This is a genomic window from Lentzea sp. NPDC054927, assembly GCF_053610285.1.
The window spans coordinates 182,417-199,548 of sequence record NZ_JBSGXZ010000009.1; the positions used below are offsets into that span (position 1 = coordinate 182,417).

The 17,132-nt window shown below is 68.8% G+C and carries 13 protein-coding genes; 4 read left to right on the top strand and 9 right to left on the bottom strand.

The features are described from left to right. Window positions 1-17 precede the first annotated feature (17 nt). Window positions 18-815, bottom strand: a complete 798-nt coding sequence (locus tag ACWGE0_RS17050) for a hypothetical protein (RefSeq protein WP_452261826.1) — start codon at window positions 813-815, stop codon at window positions 18-20. A 60-nt stretch (window positions 816-875) separates the two neighbouring features. Next, window positions 876-1,301, bottom strand: a complete 426-nt coding sequence (locus tag ACWGE0_RS17055; RefSeq protein ID WP_452261827.1) for a YcxB family protein — start codon at window positions 1,299-1,301, stop codon at window positions 876-878. A 156-nt stretch (window positions 1,302-1,457) separates the two neighbouring features. Between ACWGE0_RS17055 and ACWGE0_RS17060 the strand changes: the two genes are divergently transcribed. The 3 genes from ACWGE0_RS17060 to ACWGE0_RS17070 are packed head-to-tail and all read left to right on the top strand — an operon-like array spanning window position 1,458 to window position 5,133. Then, a complete protein-coding gene (locus ACWGE0_RS17060; protein WP_452261828.1) occupies window positions 1,458-2,849 on the top strand; it encodes a sigma 54-interacting transcriptional regulator in 1,392 nt (463 codons plus the stop codon). Further along, window positions 2,846-4,774 carry a vWA domain-containing protein gene (locus ACWGE0_RS17065; protein ID WP_452261829.1) on the top strand — a complete coding sequence of 643 codons (1,929 nt, stop codon included), beginning with the start codon at window positions 2,846-2,848 and terminating at the stop codon, window positions 4,772-4,774. The genes ACWGE0_RS17060 and ACWGE0_RS17065 overlap by 4 nt, the downstream gene beginning before the upstream one ends. Continuing rightward, complete coding sequence (locus tag ACWGE0_RS17070; protein ID WP_452261830.1) at window positions 4,774-5,133, top strand: hypothetical protein; 360 nt, start codon at window positions 4,774-4,776, stop codon at window positions 5,131-5,133. The genes ACWGE0_RS17065 and ACWGE0_RS17070 overlap by 1 nt, the downstream gene beginning before the upstream one ends. Here ACWGE0_RS17070 and ACWGE0_RS17075 read toward each other — a convergent pair. The 3 genes from ACWGE0_RS17075 to ACWGE0_RS17085 all read right to left on the bottom strand — a co-directional run bounded on the left by ACWGE0_RS17075 (window position 5,102) and on the right by ACWGE0_RS17085 (window position 8,306). Continuing rightward, a complete protein-coding gene (locus ACWGE0_RS17075) occupies window positions 5,102-7,420 on the bottom strand; it encodes a hypothetical protein (RefSeq protein WP_452261831.1) in 2,319 nt (772 codons plus the stop codon). The genes ACWGE0_RS17070 and ACWGE0_RS17075 overlap by 32 nt on opposite strands. Continuing rightward, window positions 7,417-7,680 carry a hypothetical protein gene (locus ACWGE0_RS17080; RefSeq protein WP_452261832.1) on the bottom strand — a complete coding sequence of 88 codons (264 nt, stop codon included), beginning with the start codon at window positions 7,678-7,680 and terminating at the stop codon, window positions 7,417-7,419. Before ACWGE0_RS17080 ends, ACWGE0_RS17075 begins: the two co-directional genes overlap by 4 nt. Window positions 7,681-7,769: 89 nt before the next feature. Next, complete coding sequence (locus ACWGE0_RS17085; RefSeq protein ID WP_452261833.1) at window positions 7,770-8,306, bottom strand: DUF4240 domain-containing protein; 537 nt, start codon at window positions 8,304-8,306, stop codon at window positions 7,770-7,772. 75 nt (window positions 8,307-8,381) lie between these two features. On the opposite strand from ACWGE0_RS17085, the gene ACWGE0_RS17090 reads away from it, so the two are divergent. Next, window positions 8,382-9,194, top strand: a complete 813-nt coding sequence (locus tag ACWGE0_RS17090) for an SCO6745 family protein (protein WP_452261834.1) — start codon at window positions 8,382-8,384, stop codon at window positions 9,192-9,194. A gap of 31 nt (window positions 9,195-9,225) precedes the next feature. Here ACWGE0_RS17090 and ctaD read toward each other — a convergent pair whose 3' ends face one another. The 4 genes from ctaD to ACWGE0_RS17110 are packed head-to-tail and all read right to left on the bottom strand — an operon-like array spanning window position 9,226 to window position 17,105. After that, window positions 9,226-10,989 (bottom strand): aa3-type cytochrome oxidase subunit I, encoded by a 1,764-nt coding sequence (ctaD, locus tag ACWGE0_RS17095; protein WP_452261835.1) that lies wholly within the window; start codon window positions 10,987-10,989, stop codon window positions 9,226-9,228. A 37-nt stretch (window positions 10,990-11,026) separates the two neighbouring features. Continuing rightward, window positions 11,027-12,352, bottom strand: coding sequence for a lipase/acyltransferase domain-containing protein (locus ACWGE0_RS17100; protein ID WP_452261836.1), 1,326 nt, complete (start codon window positions 12,350-12,352; stop codon window positions 11,027-11,029). Beyond that, window positions 12,353-16,249: an AAA family ATPase gene (locus ACWGE0_RS17105; RefSeq protein ID WP_452261837.1), complete on the bottom strand. Its 3,897-nt coding sequence runs from the start codon at window positions 16,247-16,249 to the stop codon at window positions 12,353-12,355. 58 nt (window positions 16,250-16,307) lie between these two features. Further along, a complete protein-coding gene (locus ACWGE0_RS17110; RefSeq protein WP_452261838.1) occupies window positions 16,308-17,105 on the bottom strand; it encodes a slipin family protein in 798 nt (265 codons plus the stop codon). Window positions 17,106-17,132: the final 27 nt, after the last annotated feature.

Genomic DNA, 17,132 nt, shown 5'->3' on the forward strand with positions numbered 1-17,132 from the left:
AGAACCACTCGTTTGGATCAGTGCTTGCCGGCGCCGCTGTCCGCCAGCACGCGCACGGCCTCGTCGATCGCCGCGCACCGCGCCCGCCGCACCGCCTCCGACACCGGCCGCAACGCCTCGGTCCGCGCCGACATCGCCGACGCCGACATCGCACCGCCGGGGGCGTCCGTCCTGGCCACCTGCACGATCGCGTCGACCTCTGCGGCCCGTTGCAAAACCCGCAACGCACGCGGCGGCATCGCGTCCGGCCACGGCAGGTGTGAGTTCGTGGCGGCGAGGTCGGCGATCTCCTTGCGCACGTTCGGCCGGTGCTTGGCCACGTCGAGCGACGCTAGCGCGGCCGTCGCCTCCCGCAGCGCCGCGCTCAGGCCGTGCTCGGCCTCGCCGATCGGGATGTGCTCCAGGCCGTTGGACGACGGCAGGTCGAACACCGTCCACCGCATCACGCCGTCGGCCACGATCTTCGGCACCAGGCCGATGTGCACGGACGGGATCACCAGTGCCTCGCCGGACCGCAGCGCACACGTCGAGAGCGGGCCCTTGCCGCCCAGCCCGCGCACGTCACCGGGTATCGGCAGCGCGAGGCGCGCCGAAGTGGCGCCCGCGCGCCGCAACGCGGCCAGCAGCAGGGCGGGGCCCACCGGGGCCTCGTCGGGACCGGGGAGGTCGAGCGCCGTGGCGGTGCCGTCGTCGTCGGCCACCACCTCGTGCTGCTCGGCCCACGTGTGCAGGGCGTCGAGAACGTCGTCGGCGGCGGCCAGACCGTGCAGCCATCCCGACGTCCACACGACCAGCGTGGCACTTGCACAGGACACCCGACGAGATTACGTGGCCCGGCCCCACGAGCCCCACCCGGTGTGCCCGATCCGAGACAGCTAGTTGGCCGGACCGATGTGTTGTTCCAGCAGGGTGCGGAACGACGCCATGTCCTCATCGGACGCGAACGCCCGGTGCGGCACCGAAAGCGACGCCGCGCCCTCGTCCAGCGTCTCCAGCACGAAGCCCTGCCGGGTCTCGGTCCAGCCCGGCAGCTCCTGCCAGCCGATCTCCTCGCGCACCGAGGTGCCGACGGCCATCCGGAACGACTGGTCGTCCGCGCTGCCGATGACCGTTCGGCTGATCATCTCGTCCGACGAGAAGCGCCACCACACCGCGACCGGCTCCATGAAGCCGATGACCAGCGCGCACACCAGGCCGAAGATCGCCACGGGGACCACGTCGTCGAAGCCGAACAGCAGGATCAGCGAGAACCCGCCGAGCACGGCCGCGAACCACGGCGCCCACCGGAACATCGGCACCATCGCCCGCAGGCTGGCCCGCCAGTCCGCCGGTGAGGGCGCCCACCTGAAATCAACAGAGTCACTCATATCGCCCCGCATTCTGCTGTACGAGAAGCGTCCGCGCCCTGGAGTTGCTCCACGTCGACGGGTCCCGTTTCGGTGCGTAGCGTCGTCGGGGTGACCCAGAACCTGGCCCGCACGGCGGGCGAACTGCGCGCCGCCGGGCACCTGCCGCGCGGCGTCAAGACCGAGATCAGGGAGAACCTCCTCGCGGCGTTGCGCGAGGGACGCAACCCGTGGCCCGGCATCGTCGGTTTCGACCGCACGGTGCTCCCGCAGCTCGAACGCGCGCTGCTGGCAGGCCACGACGTCGTCCTGCTCGGTGAGCGCGGTCAGGGCAAGACCCGGCTGCTGCGCACGATCGTGTCCCTGCTGGACGAGTGGACGCCCGTCATCGAGGGCTCCGAGCTGGGCGAACACCCGCTCGAGCCGATCACGCCGGAGTCGAAGAGGCGTGCCGCCGAGCTCGGCGACGACCTGCCGGTGGTGTGGCGGCACCGCGACGAGCGCTACGCGGAGAAGCTCGCGACGCCCGACACGTCCGTCGGTGACCTGGTCGGCGACGTCGACCCGGTGAAGGTCGCCGAGGGGCGCTCGCTGGGCGACCCCGAGACGATCCACTACGGCATGCTCCCGCGCGCCCACCGCGGCATCATCGCCATCAACGAGCTCCCTGACCTGGCCGAACGCATCCAGGTGTCGCTGCTCAACGTGATGGAGGAGCGCGACATCCAGGTCCGCGGCTACACGCTGCGGCTGCCGCTGGACGTGCTGCTCGTGGCGACCGCGAACCCCGAGGACTACACGAACCGCGGCCGCATCATCACGCCGCTCAAGGACCGTTTCGGCGCCGAGGTGCGCACGCACTACCCGTTGGAGATCGACGCCGAGGTCGACCTGGTCCGCCAGGAAGCCGATCTCGTCGCCGAGGTGGGCGACCACCTGCTGGAGATCATCGCCAGGTTCGTCCGGCACCTGCGCGAGTCGTCGTCGATCGACCAGCGTTCCGGTGTCTCCGCCCGGTTCGCCGTCGCGGCGGCGGAAACCGTTGCGGCGTCGGCACTGCGCCGGTCCGCGCTGATCGGCGAGACCCCGGCCATCGCCCGTCCGATCGACCTCGAGTCGGTGCCGGACGTGCTGCGCGGCAAGCTCGAGTTCGAGGCGGGGGAGGAGGGGCGCGAGGACGAGGTGCTCGTGCACCTGCTGCGCCGCTCGATCGCCGACACCGCCCGCGCCCGCCTGGCCGGGCTGAACCTGCGGGCGCTGGCCGAGGTCGTCTCGGACGGCCACCCGGTCGCGACCGGTGACCGCGTGCACGCCGGCGACCTGCTGGCGGCGCTGCCGGAGCTCCCGATCCTGCACGAGGTCGCGGCACGGATGGGCGCGGGCCCGAAGGACCCCGTCGGCCGCATCGCCTCCGCGGTGGAGCTGGCGCTGGAGTCGCTGTACCTGACTCGCCACCTGTCGAAGGACACCTCCTCCGACGACGACCGATCGGTGTACGGATGAGATATCGCTACGGACGCTGGGGTGGTGGCGCCGACCCGCTGGCGCCGCCGGTCGACCTCCGCGCGGCTGTCGACGAGCTCGGCCGCGAGATCATGGAAGGCGCGTCGCCCAACGCGGCGTTGCGCGAGCTGTTGCGGCGCGGCGTCGACGGCACCCGTGGTCTCGACGACCTGACTTCGCGGTTGTGGCAGCGCCGTGCGTCGATCCAGCGCCGGCACCGGCTGGACGGCACGCTGTCCGAGGTCCGCCAGCTGCTGGACAAGGCGGTCGAGGCCGAGCGCCGAGCGTTGTTCCCGGACCCGTCCGACGACGCGCGCTTCCGCGAGGCCCAGCTCGACGCCCTGCCGGCGGGCACCGCGGCGGCCGTTTCCGAGCTGTCCTCCTACGACTGGCAGTCGCTGGAGGCCCGCGAGGCGTTCGAACAGATCCGCGACCTGCTCGGCCGCGAACTGCTCGACCAGCGCTTCAAAGGCATGAAGGACGCACTGTCCAACGTGGACTCCGAGGACGTCAAGCGCATCCAGCGGATGCTGCGCGACCTGAACTCGTTGCTGGAGGCCCACGCTGCCGGCTCCCCGGACACGCCTCGCCAGTTCGACGAGTTCATGCGCAAGCACGGCGACTTCTTCCCGGAGAACCCCCGCAACGTCGACGAGCTCATCGACGCACTGGCCGCCCGCTCGGCCGCCGCGCAACGCATGATGAACTCGATGACCGACGCCCAGCGCGCCGAGCTTTCCGCGCTGTCCCAGCAGGCCTTCGGCGGCATCGGCTCCCAGCTGTCCACTCTGGACTCACTGCTCCAGCAGCTGCGACCCGGCGAGGACTGGACCTCGTCGTCGCGCTTCCGCGGTCAGGACCCGCTGGGCCTGGGCGAGGGCGCCCAGGCGATGGCGGACCTCGCCGAACTCGACGGCCTGGCCGAGCAGCTGTCCCAGTCGTATCCTGGCGCGCGCCTGGAGGACATCGACCTGGAGGCGCTCGAACGCCAGCTGGGCGAGTCGGCCTCGGTCGACGCCCGCCGGCTGGCCGACCTCGAACGTGCGTTGAAACAGCAGAACATCGTGGAACGCGCTCCGGACGGCTCGCTGCGCCTGACCCCGAAAGCGTTGCGGCGCATGGGCGAGACAGCTCTGCGCGGCGTCGTCGACCAGCTGCGTTCGTCGCAGGGTTCGCGCGACACCGTCTCCGCCGGCGCCGCGGGCGAGCTGATGGGCTCGACCCGGCCGTGGCAGTTCGGCGACACCGAACCGTGGGACGTGCCGCGAACCCTGCGCAACGCCGTGCTGCGGTCCGGCGCGATGTCCATGGACGTCGTGGACCTGGAAGTGTCCGAAACCGAACACCGCACGCGCGCCGCCGTGGCGTTGTGCGTGGACACCTCGTGGTCGATGGTGCAGGACGGCCGTTGGGTGCCGATGAAGCGCACGGCCTTGGCGCTACATCACCTCGTGCGCACCCGTTTCCGCACCGACGCCCTGCAACTGGTGACCTTCGGCCGCTACGCCGAGGCCGTGGACATCGGCCAGCTGACCGCGCTGGAAGGCGTGTGGGAACAGGGCACGAACCTGCACCACGCGCTGTTGCTGGCAGGACGGCACGTGCGCCGCCACCCCGACGCACAGCCCGTGGTGCTCGTGGTGACCGACGGCGAACCCACGGCACACCTCGAACCCGAGGGCGACGCCGAGTTCAACTACCCGCCGCTGCCCCGCACGCTGACCAAGACGCTGAACGAGGTCGACGCGCTGGCCCGGCTCGGGGCGACGATCTCGGTGTTCAAGCTCGGGGATGACCCCCGGCTGGCTCAGTTCGTGGACATCGTGGCCCGGCGGGGTGGTGGACGAGTGGTGTCGCCGGACGAGGAAGGGCTCGGGGCTGCCGTGGTCAGCGACTACCTGAAGTCCCGGCGTAAGCGTCGCTAGTGCGTCGGTTCTTGGTCGCTGTGGTGTTGAGCGGCGTGCCGTCGACCGTGCACGCTCTGGTGACGGGCGACTCGCCGTTGCGTGCCACGCGCGCTGCTGGGTCGTTGGTGCGCGGTGGTGCTGGTGCGGGCGTGGTGGTGCACTTGGCCGTGTCGGCGTTCTGGACGTTCGTACTCACACGGCTGCGGGTGCGTGGTGTGGTTGGTGGGGCGGTGGCCGGGTTGCTGATCGCCGTCCTCGACCTGGAGGTCGTCGGGCGGCACAACGCGCAGATCCGCGCCCTGCCACGGGTTCCGCAGTGGCTGGATCACGTGGCTTTCGGCGTGCTCATCGCCCGTCGATCTCACGGAGGAGCTTGAGAACCTCGGTCAGCCGTGGTCGGAGGTCGGGATGTGACGGCAGGAGAGCGCGGTAGCGCTCAGCGGCCTCAGTGGCCCAGGCATGTGCCTGGCTGGTATTGCTCGCGGCAGGTGTCATCAGACCGATCTCAGCCGCATTGTGAAGCAGTTGAGGGAGTTCACGCTCGAACCCCTCGATGTCGGCGTCCAGGCTACGACGAGCGATCTGGATGGCTCTCACGATCTCGATCAGCGCTTGGTCAGGTGTGCCCGCCATGGCGACATAAGTTGCGTACTCGTTGAGGCTCACCGTCGCATGCCTTGCGTAGAACTCCGGTGATTGATGTGCCAGCCGGAGGTAGATCTCCGCCCCGACTTTGGATGCTCGTACGGCTTCGCTCATCTTCTTCCACGTCGCGAACCGACGTGAGAGCAGTGCGGCCGCTCCAGCCAGGTCCGACATGCGGAGGCTGAACCCTGTGTTGCGTTCAGCGAGCTCCAGGGCTTCGGTGGCGGCGACTTCGGCCTCGTCCGTGCGGTCCAGCTGCCAAAGTTGGTTGGACAGGTTGTTCAGTGCGCACACGAGATTGATGTCGCGATCAGTTCGATCATCGGGGTTCACCCGGCGAAGGATCTTGATGGCGGTTTCCGTCAGGAGCAGCGCTCTGGGCAGGTCACCGGCTTTGGCGAAATGCGCTCCACCGTTGAGCACTATCTGCGCCGCTGGCATCTGCAGGTCGTTGGATCCGTCCCTCCAGGCGGCCATGATCAAGGAGGTGCTGCGGTGCGCCAGTTCGAGCACGAGAGTGTGATCGCTGCCGACGTCCGCCAATCGGCTGGCGGCGTTCATGAAGATGCCCGCCCTGGTCTGATCAGGCGTGTCGTCGGTCATGTCGTTCATCAGGCTCCGGGTCAGCTCAAGACCCAGCTTCCGCATGCCTGTCTTGGGTCCGGGTAGCCGGTCGTGCAGCAAGGTTCTGATGTCGAACGGGGCATGTGCGATCGCCAGCTGGACCAGCTCAGCGCTCGGCGTGTGATACAGCCCGAAACACTTCGGCAGGACCTGCCACAGCGTGGTGCACATGTGAGGGTGCCTGGCCGCGGCAGCGACCAGAACCGCTGTTGGTCGTCGAAATGCCGATGAGTCGAAAACGTGGCTCTGCGTCACCCTTTCGATGAGGGCCGCGGCGCGTGGGTACGACTTGAGGTGTTCGGCGACGAAGTCTTCCCCGAACCTGTCCGGCAGAAGCGGCGACAGGGTGGTCCGCGGTGCCGGGTAGACGCGGTCGTGCCAGGTCAGCAGAGAGCGGCTGGTGGCAGTGCTGTCCGTGACGCCTGCGACCTGCAGCAGTTCGAGGGCGTTGTCCTCGCTGTCGATCGGGCCGAAGAGGATGGCGAGGAAGACCGCGTCGCCGCCGTTCGGGTGTGGTGGCCAGGAGCGGCGTTCGTGGGCGAGCAGGTAGCCGGAGAGTTCGTCGCGGTTCGGGAGCTCCTCGTGGTCGCGTTCGGCGCAGACCGCCGCCAGCGCGGTCATGTGCAGGATCAGGGGTGAGGCGTAGTCGTCGTGAGCGAGGTCGGGTGGTGCCGTTGGGCAGGCGCCGGTGAGGCCGAGCGCGGCGTGAAACGCTTGCGCTGCTTCGGTGAACGCCCACGTGCGGGCGTCTGGTGAGTCGGTGAGGTCGACGAGTTCGATCGGCTCCGGAAGTTCGATCGGGGTGCGGTCGAGCTGGTCGCAGAGCGGTTGCCAGAGGTCCTGAATGGACCGTGCCAGCAGGAGCACCCTGACCTTCTCCGTCGGGTGGGTGCGGGAGAGGTCGGTGATCAACGTCAGCAGGACGTCGGCGGGCCAGCGTTCCGCGTAGTCGACGGCGACGAGCACGCCCTGGCCGGGTGTGGTGGCGTTGGGCGTGCCGGTGGGCAGCATCCACGGCTTGTCGGTCACGCGGTTCAGGGCGTGGGCGACTGACCAGCCGGTGGCGTGGGAGTGCGCGGCGAAAGCGTTGGCCAGGCGGGTTTTGCCGCGGCCGCCGGCGCCGTGCAGCAGGAGCACGGAGGAGGGGGCGTCGGTGGCCAGCCAGTCGAGGAGGCGTTGTTCTTCTGCTGGGCGGTGGCGGTAGGGGACCACCTCGCGCTTGGTGTCGAGCAGGCTGCTCGGGGTGCGATGGCGTTGTGGGGTGTAGGTCGGCGGCGGGGTGGGGGCCAGCCACTGGACCTGGTAGTCGGGGCGGTCCAGCGCGAGGGTCACGTTGCCGCCGACCGAGCCGATCTGGACGGCGTTGCCCGCCACGAAGGAGTTCGTGATGCTCACAGGTTCAGGTCGCCTTTGACGTCACGGACCTGGGTCACCGATCCGTGCACGGTGGAGTTCGAGATCGTGTTGCCTTGCGGCTCCGTGGGCGGCGCCGGTTTGGTGACGATGAAGGCGTAGATCGTGAACGCCAGCGAGAGCAGGCCCGCGGCGGCACCGACGACGCTGGCGATCTGGTCCGCGTTCTCGAGGCCGGCTTTCACCACCAGGACCGCGCCGGCCAGCGCGACCAGTCCGAAGAACAGCAACAACCAGCGCATACCTGCTCATCGCGGAGCAGTCGTCCGGTGTGAGCCCGCAGCCGTGCGTTCACCCGTTCAGCCCAGGTGGAGAGCGGGCAGGAGCGCGGTCAGACCTCGTAGAGCGCGGCCAGCTTCGGCAGGCGGGCGGAGAGTTCCTCGCCGTCGTCGAAGTCGAAGTCCCACTCCGGGTCGAGGTCGGGGTAGCGGATCCGGAAGGCGTCCTGCGGCAACTGCATGCCGGTGGCCTTGATGTGCGCGTTCCAGGCGATCGACAGCGCGTCCTCGCACTCGATCTCCATGCCGGACTCCGCGGCGGCCACCACGACCGGCAGGGACGCCAGCGAGTCCGGGGAGGCCAGGGTCGAGGTGAAGGCCTCCTCGCCCTGGGTGAGCAGCCAGCCGCGGAAGTAGTCGAAGCCGTCGTCCGAGCAGCCGCCGTTGATCAGGTAGGCCGCCGCCCACAGCGGGTTCTGGTACGACTCCGCCAGCAGGTCCCAGAGGACTTGCTGGGCCGCGACGATCTCGGCGGGTGGCTGGGCCGCCAGCAGGGTGGTGGCTGCGGCGACCACGGCCTCGCTGTCGGAGGGGTCGGAGACGCTCGCTCTGGCGTCGGCGATGAGCTTCCAGAAGGTGTTCGAGTCCACGTCTTGGAGCTTGACAGAGGGGTCTGACAATTTTTGGCGCCTGACTTACGAGCCTGGAGGTTCTAGGTTGGGTAGATGATCAGGACTCTCTTTCGTTCGCTCGAGGCCGTGCACGGAATGATCTACTTCGCCCCCGAGGCGGAGACCCGGTACGCCAGTGTCGGGCTGGATCGGCCCGGTGGGTACTTCGCGTCACGGGCGGCGGCGCTGGGGGCGGTCGGGGCCGAGGTCGTGATCGCGACGTTCTACAACTTCAACCCCGCGATCGTGCGGGCGCGCATTCCGCAGGCGTGGGAGAAGGTCACGCCGCAGCGCATGCTCGAGCTGCGGTGGGAGGCGGCGGACGAGGCGCTGCGCAAGGTGCTGCCGGACGACCTCAAGGAGATCACCGAGCTGGCCAAGCGTGCTGCCGAGCGGGCCAAGGAGATGTTGCACGGCCGTACGTTGTTCGCCGCGCACGCTGCTCTGCCGTGGCCGGACGACACTCTGCTGCAGCTGTTCCACGCGCAGACGTTGTTGCGTGAGTTCCGTGGCGACGGGCACCTCGCGGCCCTGCTCGGCCAGAACGTCACCGGCATCGAGGCGCTCGTCCTGCACGTGGGGACGGGTGATTTCCCGGCCGAGGTGCTGCGCAAGACGCGCGCGTGGTCCGAGGAGCAGTGGGCGGCGACGCTGGAAGACCTGCAGCAGCGCGGACTCATCGGCGAGGACCAGCTCCTCACCGACAAGGGGCGCGAGCTGAGGCAGGGCATCGAGGACGAGACGGACCGCATGGCCGCGCCGGCCTACGACGTGTTGTCGGACCAGGAGAAGGAGCGGTTCGTCGAGCTGGCCTCGCCGTTGAGCAAGGCCGTTCTCGAAGCCGGCATGGTGCCCGGCCGGCGCTGACCTACCCCAAACCGACCTGCCCAGGGCTGACCTACTCGGTCGGCCCGTCACGTTCTGTCGAGGCGAGCGCCTTCTCGGTGGCCTCATCCTTGCCGGCCCTGTGCTTGCCGGGATGGGTCAGCGAGAAGTGCGCCTCGTCCCGCATGCGCTCGACCATGTGCGGGTAGTGCAGCTCGAACGCCGGGCGCTCGGACCGGATCCGCGGCAGTTCCTTGAAGTTGTGCCGCGGCGGGGGAGAGGTCGTGGCCCACTCCAGCGAGTTGCCGTAGCCCCACGGGTCGTCCTGCGGGGCGGGGTCGCCGTAGCGGTAGGAGCGGAACACGTTGAACACGAACGGCAGCACGGACGCGCCGAGCAGGAACGAGCCGATCGTCGAGATCGTGTTCAGCGTCGTGAAGCCGTCGGAGGCGAGGTAGTCGGCGTAGCGGCGCGGCATGCCCTCGTTGCCCAGCCAGTGCTGGACGAGGAACGTGCCGTGGAACCCGATGAACGTCGTCCAGAAGTGCAGCTTGCCCAGCGGTTCGTTGAGCATCCGCCCGGTCATCTTCGGGAACCAGAAGTAGATGCCGGCGTAGGTGGCGAACACGATCGTGCCGAACAGCACGTAGTGGAAGTGCGCCACCACGAAGTACGTGTCGGACACGTGGAAGTCCACCGGCGGCGACGCGAGCAGGACGCCGGTCAGGCCGCCGAAGAGGAACGTCACGAGGAAGCCGATCGAGAACAGCATCGGCGTCTCGAACGTCAGCTGACCCCTCCACATCGTGCCGATCCAGTTGAAGAACTTGATGCCCGTCGGCACCGCGATCAGGAACGTCATCAGCGCGAAGAACGGCAGCAGCACCGCACCGGTGGCGTACATGTGGTGCGCCCACACGGCCACGGACAGCATCGCGATCGCCAGCGTCGCGAACACCAGGCCCTTGTAGCCGAACAACGGTTTGCGGCTGAACACCGGGAAGACCTCGGTCACGATGCCGAAGAACGGCAGGGCGACGATGTACACCTCGGGATGGCCGAAGAACCAGAACAGGTGCTGCCAGAGGATCACGCCGCCGTTGGCAGGGTCGAACACGTGCGCCCCGAGGTGCCGGTCCGCCGCGAGGCCCATCAGGGCCGCGGTGAGGATCGGGAACGCCAGCAGGATCAGCACGGACGTCACCAGGATGTTCCAGGTGAAGATCGGCATCCGGAACATCGTCATGCCCGGCGCCCGCAGGCACACGACCGTGGTGGTCATGTTGACCGCGCCGAGGATCGTGCCCAGGCCGGAGATCGCGAGACCCATGATCCACATGTCCGCGCCGACACCCGGCGAGTGCACGGCCGAGGACAGCGGCGTGTAGGCGAACCAGCCGAAGTCCGCCGCGCCACCCGGCGTGATGAACCCCGCGACCACGATGAGGCCGCCGAACAGGTACAGCCAGTACGAGAAGGCGTTCAGGCGCGGGAACGCGACGTCCGGCGAGCCGATCTGCAGCGGCAGGATGAAGTTCGCGAACCCGAACAGGATCGGCGTCGCGTACAGCAGCAGCATGATCGTGCCGTGCATGGTGAACAGCTGGTTGTACTGCTCGTTCGACAGGAACTGCAGACCCGGCCGCCCCAGCTCGCCGCGCATCAGCAGCGCCATCAGGCCGCCGACCATGAAGAACGCGAACGACGTGGTCAGGTACATGATCCCGATCTGCTTGGGATCGGTCGTCTTGAACAGCGAGAGGAAGTACGACCCTTTCGGCCGGGCGCGCGCGGCCCCCGGATGAGGTACCACCGGCGTGGGCTTGATCGTGGTCATCTCGCCTCCTCATGTACCGGGAACATCGTCCTCCCGGTCAGACCACGGGGCAATCCACGACGAGCACCGCGGAGGTCACCGGGACCACCGGGGCGCCCACCGAGATGCCGCTGACCTGCACGTAGTAGGCGCCGGGGGCCAATCCATCGAATTTGATCGTCATGGTCTCGGAGATCGCCGGACTGCGCGATTCGACCTGTTTGCCCTGCTCGTTCACCAACGCCACCTTCAACGCACGCGGAGTGGTGTCCTTCAGCTCGACGGTGACCTCCAGGTCCTCACCCACCAACGCCAGGTCGGGCACGCTGACCTGCGGTTCCGTCGCCGTCACGTTGCGCGGGACGATGGCCTTCGCGGTCAGGAACGACTCCACCGCGTCGAGCACTGCCGCGTTGTCCTGCAACGACGTGTGCTGCTCCGTCACGCGGTGCAGCGTGTTCGACGACAACGCCAGACCTTTCCTCACAGCACCCACCGCCGGAACGGTCGCGTCGCCGTACAGGTCGTCGCCCTCGTACGTCCGGTAGCAGGTCGCCTTGCCGTCGGCGATGCGTGCCGTGGTGGCCGTTGGCTGCTTACCGCCGAGGATCGCGTACGTCCGGTCGGCGAACGAGTCGGTCAACGCGCCGTGGAACGCCGCCGCGTCCTCCACCATCTTGGTGTCCAGCTCGGGCAACGACGTCTCGGTGGTCTTGAGCAGGCCACCGGGCGACTCGATGCACGCGTACTCGGGCAGCAGCTGGTGCAGTGACGGCATCGAGCGGGAGAACTCGGTCAGGTCGATCGCGAGTGGTCCGAGGCCCTTGCGCACGCCGTTGACCAGCTGTTCCAACGCCGAGGCCGCGCCGCGGTACGGCGTGCCCATCGTGATCAGCTTGTCGGTCCGTTCGGCCATCCCGCACTGCTCGATGCACCACCGCGCGACCAGCCCGCCCATCGAGTGGCACACGAAGCTGACCTTGGCGTTCGGGCCGATCCTGTCCAACGCCTCGTCCACGCGCCGGGCCAGCAACGCGCCGTTATAGCGGTTCGACAGCCTCCAGTCGTAGGCGAACAACAGCAGGTTGCCCTTTTCGACGGTGTAACCGAGCGCGTTCATCCGCTTGGTCACCCGGTCGTAGCCCTTCAACGGCGTCCAGATGCCCGGGATGACGTGCAGGTCGCTCATCAACGCCACGGGCTCGATGCCGTCCTGAGGGTGCTCGTCGCCGATGCCGGACGGAAGCTTGAGCCGCTGGAGGTTGCGGCCGAGGGACAGCACGGCCCGGAGCGCGGCCTTGCCGGACACCTCCCACACCATGCCGTCCTTGTCGCGCAACGTGCTGCCGAGAATGCCGGGCAGGACGACGACGAGATCACTCATCTAGGACTCCTCGGCCAGCTTGCGGATGAGGGTGAGCAGCTCGGGGTTGGCGGGCACCAGATAGGTCAGCTCGTGGATCCACGCCAGACGCCGGCCCGCCGCGGGCAACGCCAACCGCCCGTCACCGGCGCGAGCGCGCGCGACCACCTTGTACAGCGCTGCCAAGGCGTGTGGCTCCAACGCCGTCACGGCCTGGGTGAGTGCTTGAGGTGACGCACTCGTGGCCAGCCCACGAAGGATCTCGGTGACCCGCGAGGAGTCTTCCAACGCGTCCAGCACGACATCGACCACTTCGATGTCCTCGTCGGCCAGCATCAGCAACGCGTGCACGGGCTTGTTGTCCCGGATGTTGCGCAGGACTTCTTTGTCCAGCAACTCTTCCCGGCGCGTCGCGAGAAGCTCGCGGCGGCGGGCCGGCGTGGCGTCTACGAACTCGTCCGCGAGGCTCGCGAGCAGCCACGGCCGGTACGCGAGCGCCACACCCTGTTGCTGCGCGGTGGTTCGGCGCGACTGGATGACCTGCGCCTCGATCAGGCTCGTGCCGTACAACGCCTCGGTGACCGCGACGTCCGCGTCCGTCGAGAGCAGCTCGGGGTGTTCGAGCAGAATCGCGCGTTCGTCGGCGTATGAGCGCGCGAACACCCACCGCCGTGCGGTCTTCAGCAACGCACGGTCGACGGTCAGCCAGTCCGGCGTGGTGTCCCACGGCCACGGGCCCGAGTCGTAGTGGCGGCGCGCGATCTCGTGCACGTCGTGAATGGCCTGCCGGGACTGGCCGACGTGGGTCAGCGCCTGGCACAGCCACTTCGCCGCCACCGGATCACCGGCCTTGATCGCCGCCGCCCGCAGCATCAGCAGCGTCGCCAGGTGGGGACCGTTGAACCGGGTGGTCACGCGTTCCCAGGTCTCGTCGACGATCTCGGGCTGCTTCAGCCCCGCGCAGATCGTGTCGAGCGTGAACAACGCCGCCGCCAGCGTCGACAGCCGGTCGGTGTTCTCCGGCAGCAGGCACACTTCGACCGTCCGCAGCCCGGTCGCCAGGGCCTCGCGGGGCTTGTCCGCGTCCCGCTGGCGGCGCATCAGGTTGTGCAGCGCCTGGGCGTGGATCCGCAGTCCGTCGGCGAGATCGGCGGCCTGCCGGGCCGTGTTCAACGCCGGTTCCGTGCGATCGACCATGCTGTAGGCGACGCTCAGGCTCAGCGCGGCGTCGGCAAGCAGCGGGCGGAACGCGGCGTGCCTGCCGAGCGTGCCGCTGATCTCCGCGGCCTGCTGGGTGATGCGGTCGGCTTCGGGCAACCTGCCCAGGGCGAGGTAGTCGCGGCTCAGCTCGACCAGCGCGGTGACCAGGTCGGCGAGGAACACAGGGTTCGTCTGCGCGAGCGAGTAGAAGAGCTCGACTGCCTGCTTGGAGCGTTGCATGGCCTCATAGCGACGGCCCGTTTCGCTGCACCGTGCGGCGAGGCACGACATCGCGCGCGCGAGTGGGGCGTCGGTGTCCACGGCTGCCACAGCGTCACGAGCCGTGGACAGCGCCTCGTGCCGTCGCCCCAACATCGCGTAGACCTCACTCAGGTCCACCAACGCGCCACTCAGGTGCGCCGAGTACGTCGGGTTGTCACCGCCGTGCGTCGTCGTTTTCGCGATGCGTTGCGCAAGACGTTTGTGCGTAATGCTTTCCGCTGTCGTCGGAGTCGACGCGACCAGTTCGCGATACCGCACGACGGCCTCTTCGGCGGGCGCGACGGCCTGCTGCAACCGACCGGCCTCGCGGAACCGCCGGCCGAGCTTGTTCAGCACGAAAGCCAGGTCCGCCAAGTACATCCGGGTCGTCCGCACCAGTGCGCGGAAGTGTTCGGCGGCCTCCTCGAGCGGCGCGATGGCCTCGTCGCCACGACCCCAGTGCATCAGCTCGTTCGCCGCCGTCGTCGTCGCGAGAGCGATGTCCGGCAACAACATCCGGTTCATCCCCGCGAGCGCGCGCAGCCCGTCCAGAGCCTGCGTGCCGGCGTGCCCGCAGTGCCGCCACGCGTACTTCCACAGATAGCCCGGCACGTTCGGCGGCACGCCCGCCTCCATCCGCTGCCGGTACAGCCCGACCAGCGCGCACGCCACCTTCTCCGCGTCCGGCGCGAACACCTCGTCCCGGCTCGGCGCGAACGGCGGCCGCAGGTGGTCGGCGAACGTCTGGTGCGTCAGCTTGAAGACCGCCGTGCCTTCCTCACCGTCCTGCACGACGTGACGGCCCAGCTCGGTGAGCACGGCCGTGATGTCGTCACGGCCGAACGTCTCACCGGACAACGCCTCGGCGACCGCGATCCACTCGGCTTCGGGGAATCCCGCGCCGTAGCTCCACGTCAGCGCGGTCAGCAGCGCACGGGCAGAAGGCACCTTCGCCAGTTCACGGTCGAACGCCGCGTCCAGCGACAGCTTGAGGTCCGCCCCGCCGTCGGCCAGAAGCTGGTCGGTGAGCATCCACGCGGTCAGGAACGGCAGCTGCGCCAGCTCATCCACAGTGGACTGCGGCACGGTGGAGCCCAGGCGCGCCAGGACGTAGTCGCGCACGTCCGCGGCGTTGTCGGCCTGGTCGAGGTTCAGCACCTCGACCGGCGACAGCTCGGTGAGCAGCGGCGCGCCACCCGCGACGCGATGCGCCTGCCGGGTCGAGACGATCACGACGGCGTGGTTCGCGAGCTTGGTCAGCAGCGAGGTGGCGATCGAGAACGACTCCCCGCGCGCCTCGTCCAGCCCGTCGATCACGAGCACCGGCGGTGAGGTGAGCGTGCTGACGACACCGACGAGTTCGGCGGCACCCCGACGTGGCCCGTCGGGTTCGGGGATGAGGCCGGCGCCCACGAGCTGGCGGCTGAGCAGGTCGGCGACGCGGTCGGCGTCCATCGCGCGGGCGTGCACGGCCGCGTCGACAGAGCCCAGGCCGGGGTCGGCGTGCCGGAACGACGGCCCGGCGGTCAGCAGCAGGTCGCGTTCCGCCGAGTTGGACAGGCTCACGACCCGGCCGACGATCGCGGACTTGCCGGTGCCGGGCGACCCGGTGACCACCCGCAGACCCGCGTTCCCCGACTTCACCCAGCTCACGACCTTGTCGACCTGGGCGGTGCGGCCGGTGAACCATGACCGGTTGTCCGCCGAGTCACCGCCGCGCGCGGCCAGCATAAGGTGCTTCACGACCGTGTTCGCGGCATAGAGCGGATTGGGGAGCATCGGCTGTGCGGAGCCGTACTGCATGAAGCGCGGCCGTTGCACATCGCTGTCCCACGCGTTCAGCAACGCGGTGCCGACCGCGCCACCGTCCACCAACGCCGTGCGGTCGCTCCACCGCCGTGCGTCCTCATCAGCCGACGGACCGGCACGCAGCAGCTTGCGGAGCTTGCCGCCGAACAGTCCGTCACGGGCCGTTTCGACGCTCGAACACGACACCAGCACGCCCGCCCAGTGCACCTTGCCTGCCAGCAGCTCTTCCTGGAGGGCGGCGACCGTGCGGACGGCCTCCTCGATCTGGGCGCCGGAGTAGCAGGCGTCGATGATGATGAGCACCTGGTGCGCGCCCGACGCGGCACACCACAGCGCGAACTCGTGCAGCGTGATGCCGTCGACCGCACCGCCGTTGTCCCTGGCCAGGAGCCTGAGGTTGCCCGCGACCGGGATCGCGTGCCCGCTCCACAACGCCACCAGCGCGCCGCCGTCCTGCGGCTGCTGGCAGAGCCCCTTCATGTGCGCGCGGATCTCGGCCTCGGTCGGGTCGGCCAGCGGATCGCCCTCGTAGCCCTTGAGCAGGGCGCGCAGCTCCCGCACGTCGCTCACGGCGTGCTGCAGCGGCTGCACCAGCTCGTAGGAGCCGACGCCGATGCCGACGAACCTGCCTCTGACCCTGTCCTGCATGCCTCACTACCCCCTGCCCGGACGTCGTTCTGGGGCAGTGGGCGTTACGCCGGTTAACTCACTCGGACGAATCGGTGCGGTCTTTTTGCCCAGGTAACTCGATGTTGGTGTTCTTCTCCAGGAACCTCAGCAGCTCCACCGGGAACGGCAGCACCAGCGTCGAGTTCTTCTCCGCAGCCACCTCCACGATGGTCTGCAGCAGCCTGAGCTGGAGCGCGCCGGGCGTCGCCTCCATCGTCCCCGCGGCCTCGGAGAGCTTCTTGGACGCCTGCAGCTCGCCGTCCGCGGTGATGATGCGGGCCCGCCGCTCGCGTTCGGCCTCCGCCTGCCGCGACATCGAGCGCTTCATGCTCTCCGGCAGCGCCACGTCCTTGATCTCGACCCGGTCGATGTCGATGCCCCACTCCAGTGCGGGGGTGTCGATCATCAGCTCCAGGCCCTGGTTCAGGTGCTCGCGGTTGGACAGCAGGTCGTCCAGCTCGCTCTTACCGATGATCGACCGCAGCGAGGTCTGCGCCACCTGCAGCATCGCGAACCGGTAGTCCTCGATGCTGACGACGGCCTTCGCCGCGTCCTGCACCTTGAAGTAGATGACGGCATCCACGCGCACGGTGACGTTGTCGCGCGTGATGCCGTCCTGGGCCGGCACGGGCAGGGTGACGATCTGCAGGTTGACCTTCCGGAGTTGGTCCACCCCGGGAATCAGCATCGTCAGCCCCGGCCCGCGCACGCCCTTCTGGAGCTTGCCGAACCGGAACACCAGTCCCTGTTCGAACTGTTTGATCACTCTGGCGGTCATCGCGAGGCCGATGCCTCCGAGCACGACCAGCCCGCCGAGGATTTCGAAGAAGATCATGAGACCCCGCCCTTACGTCGGCGAATG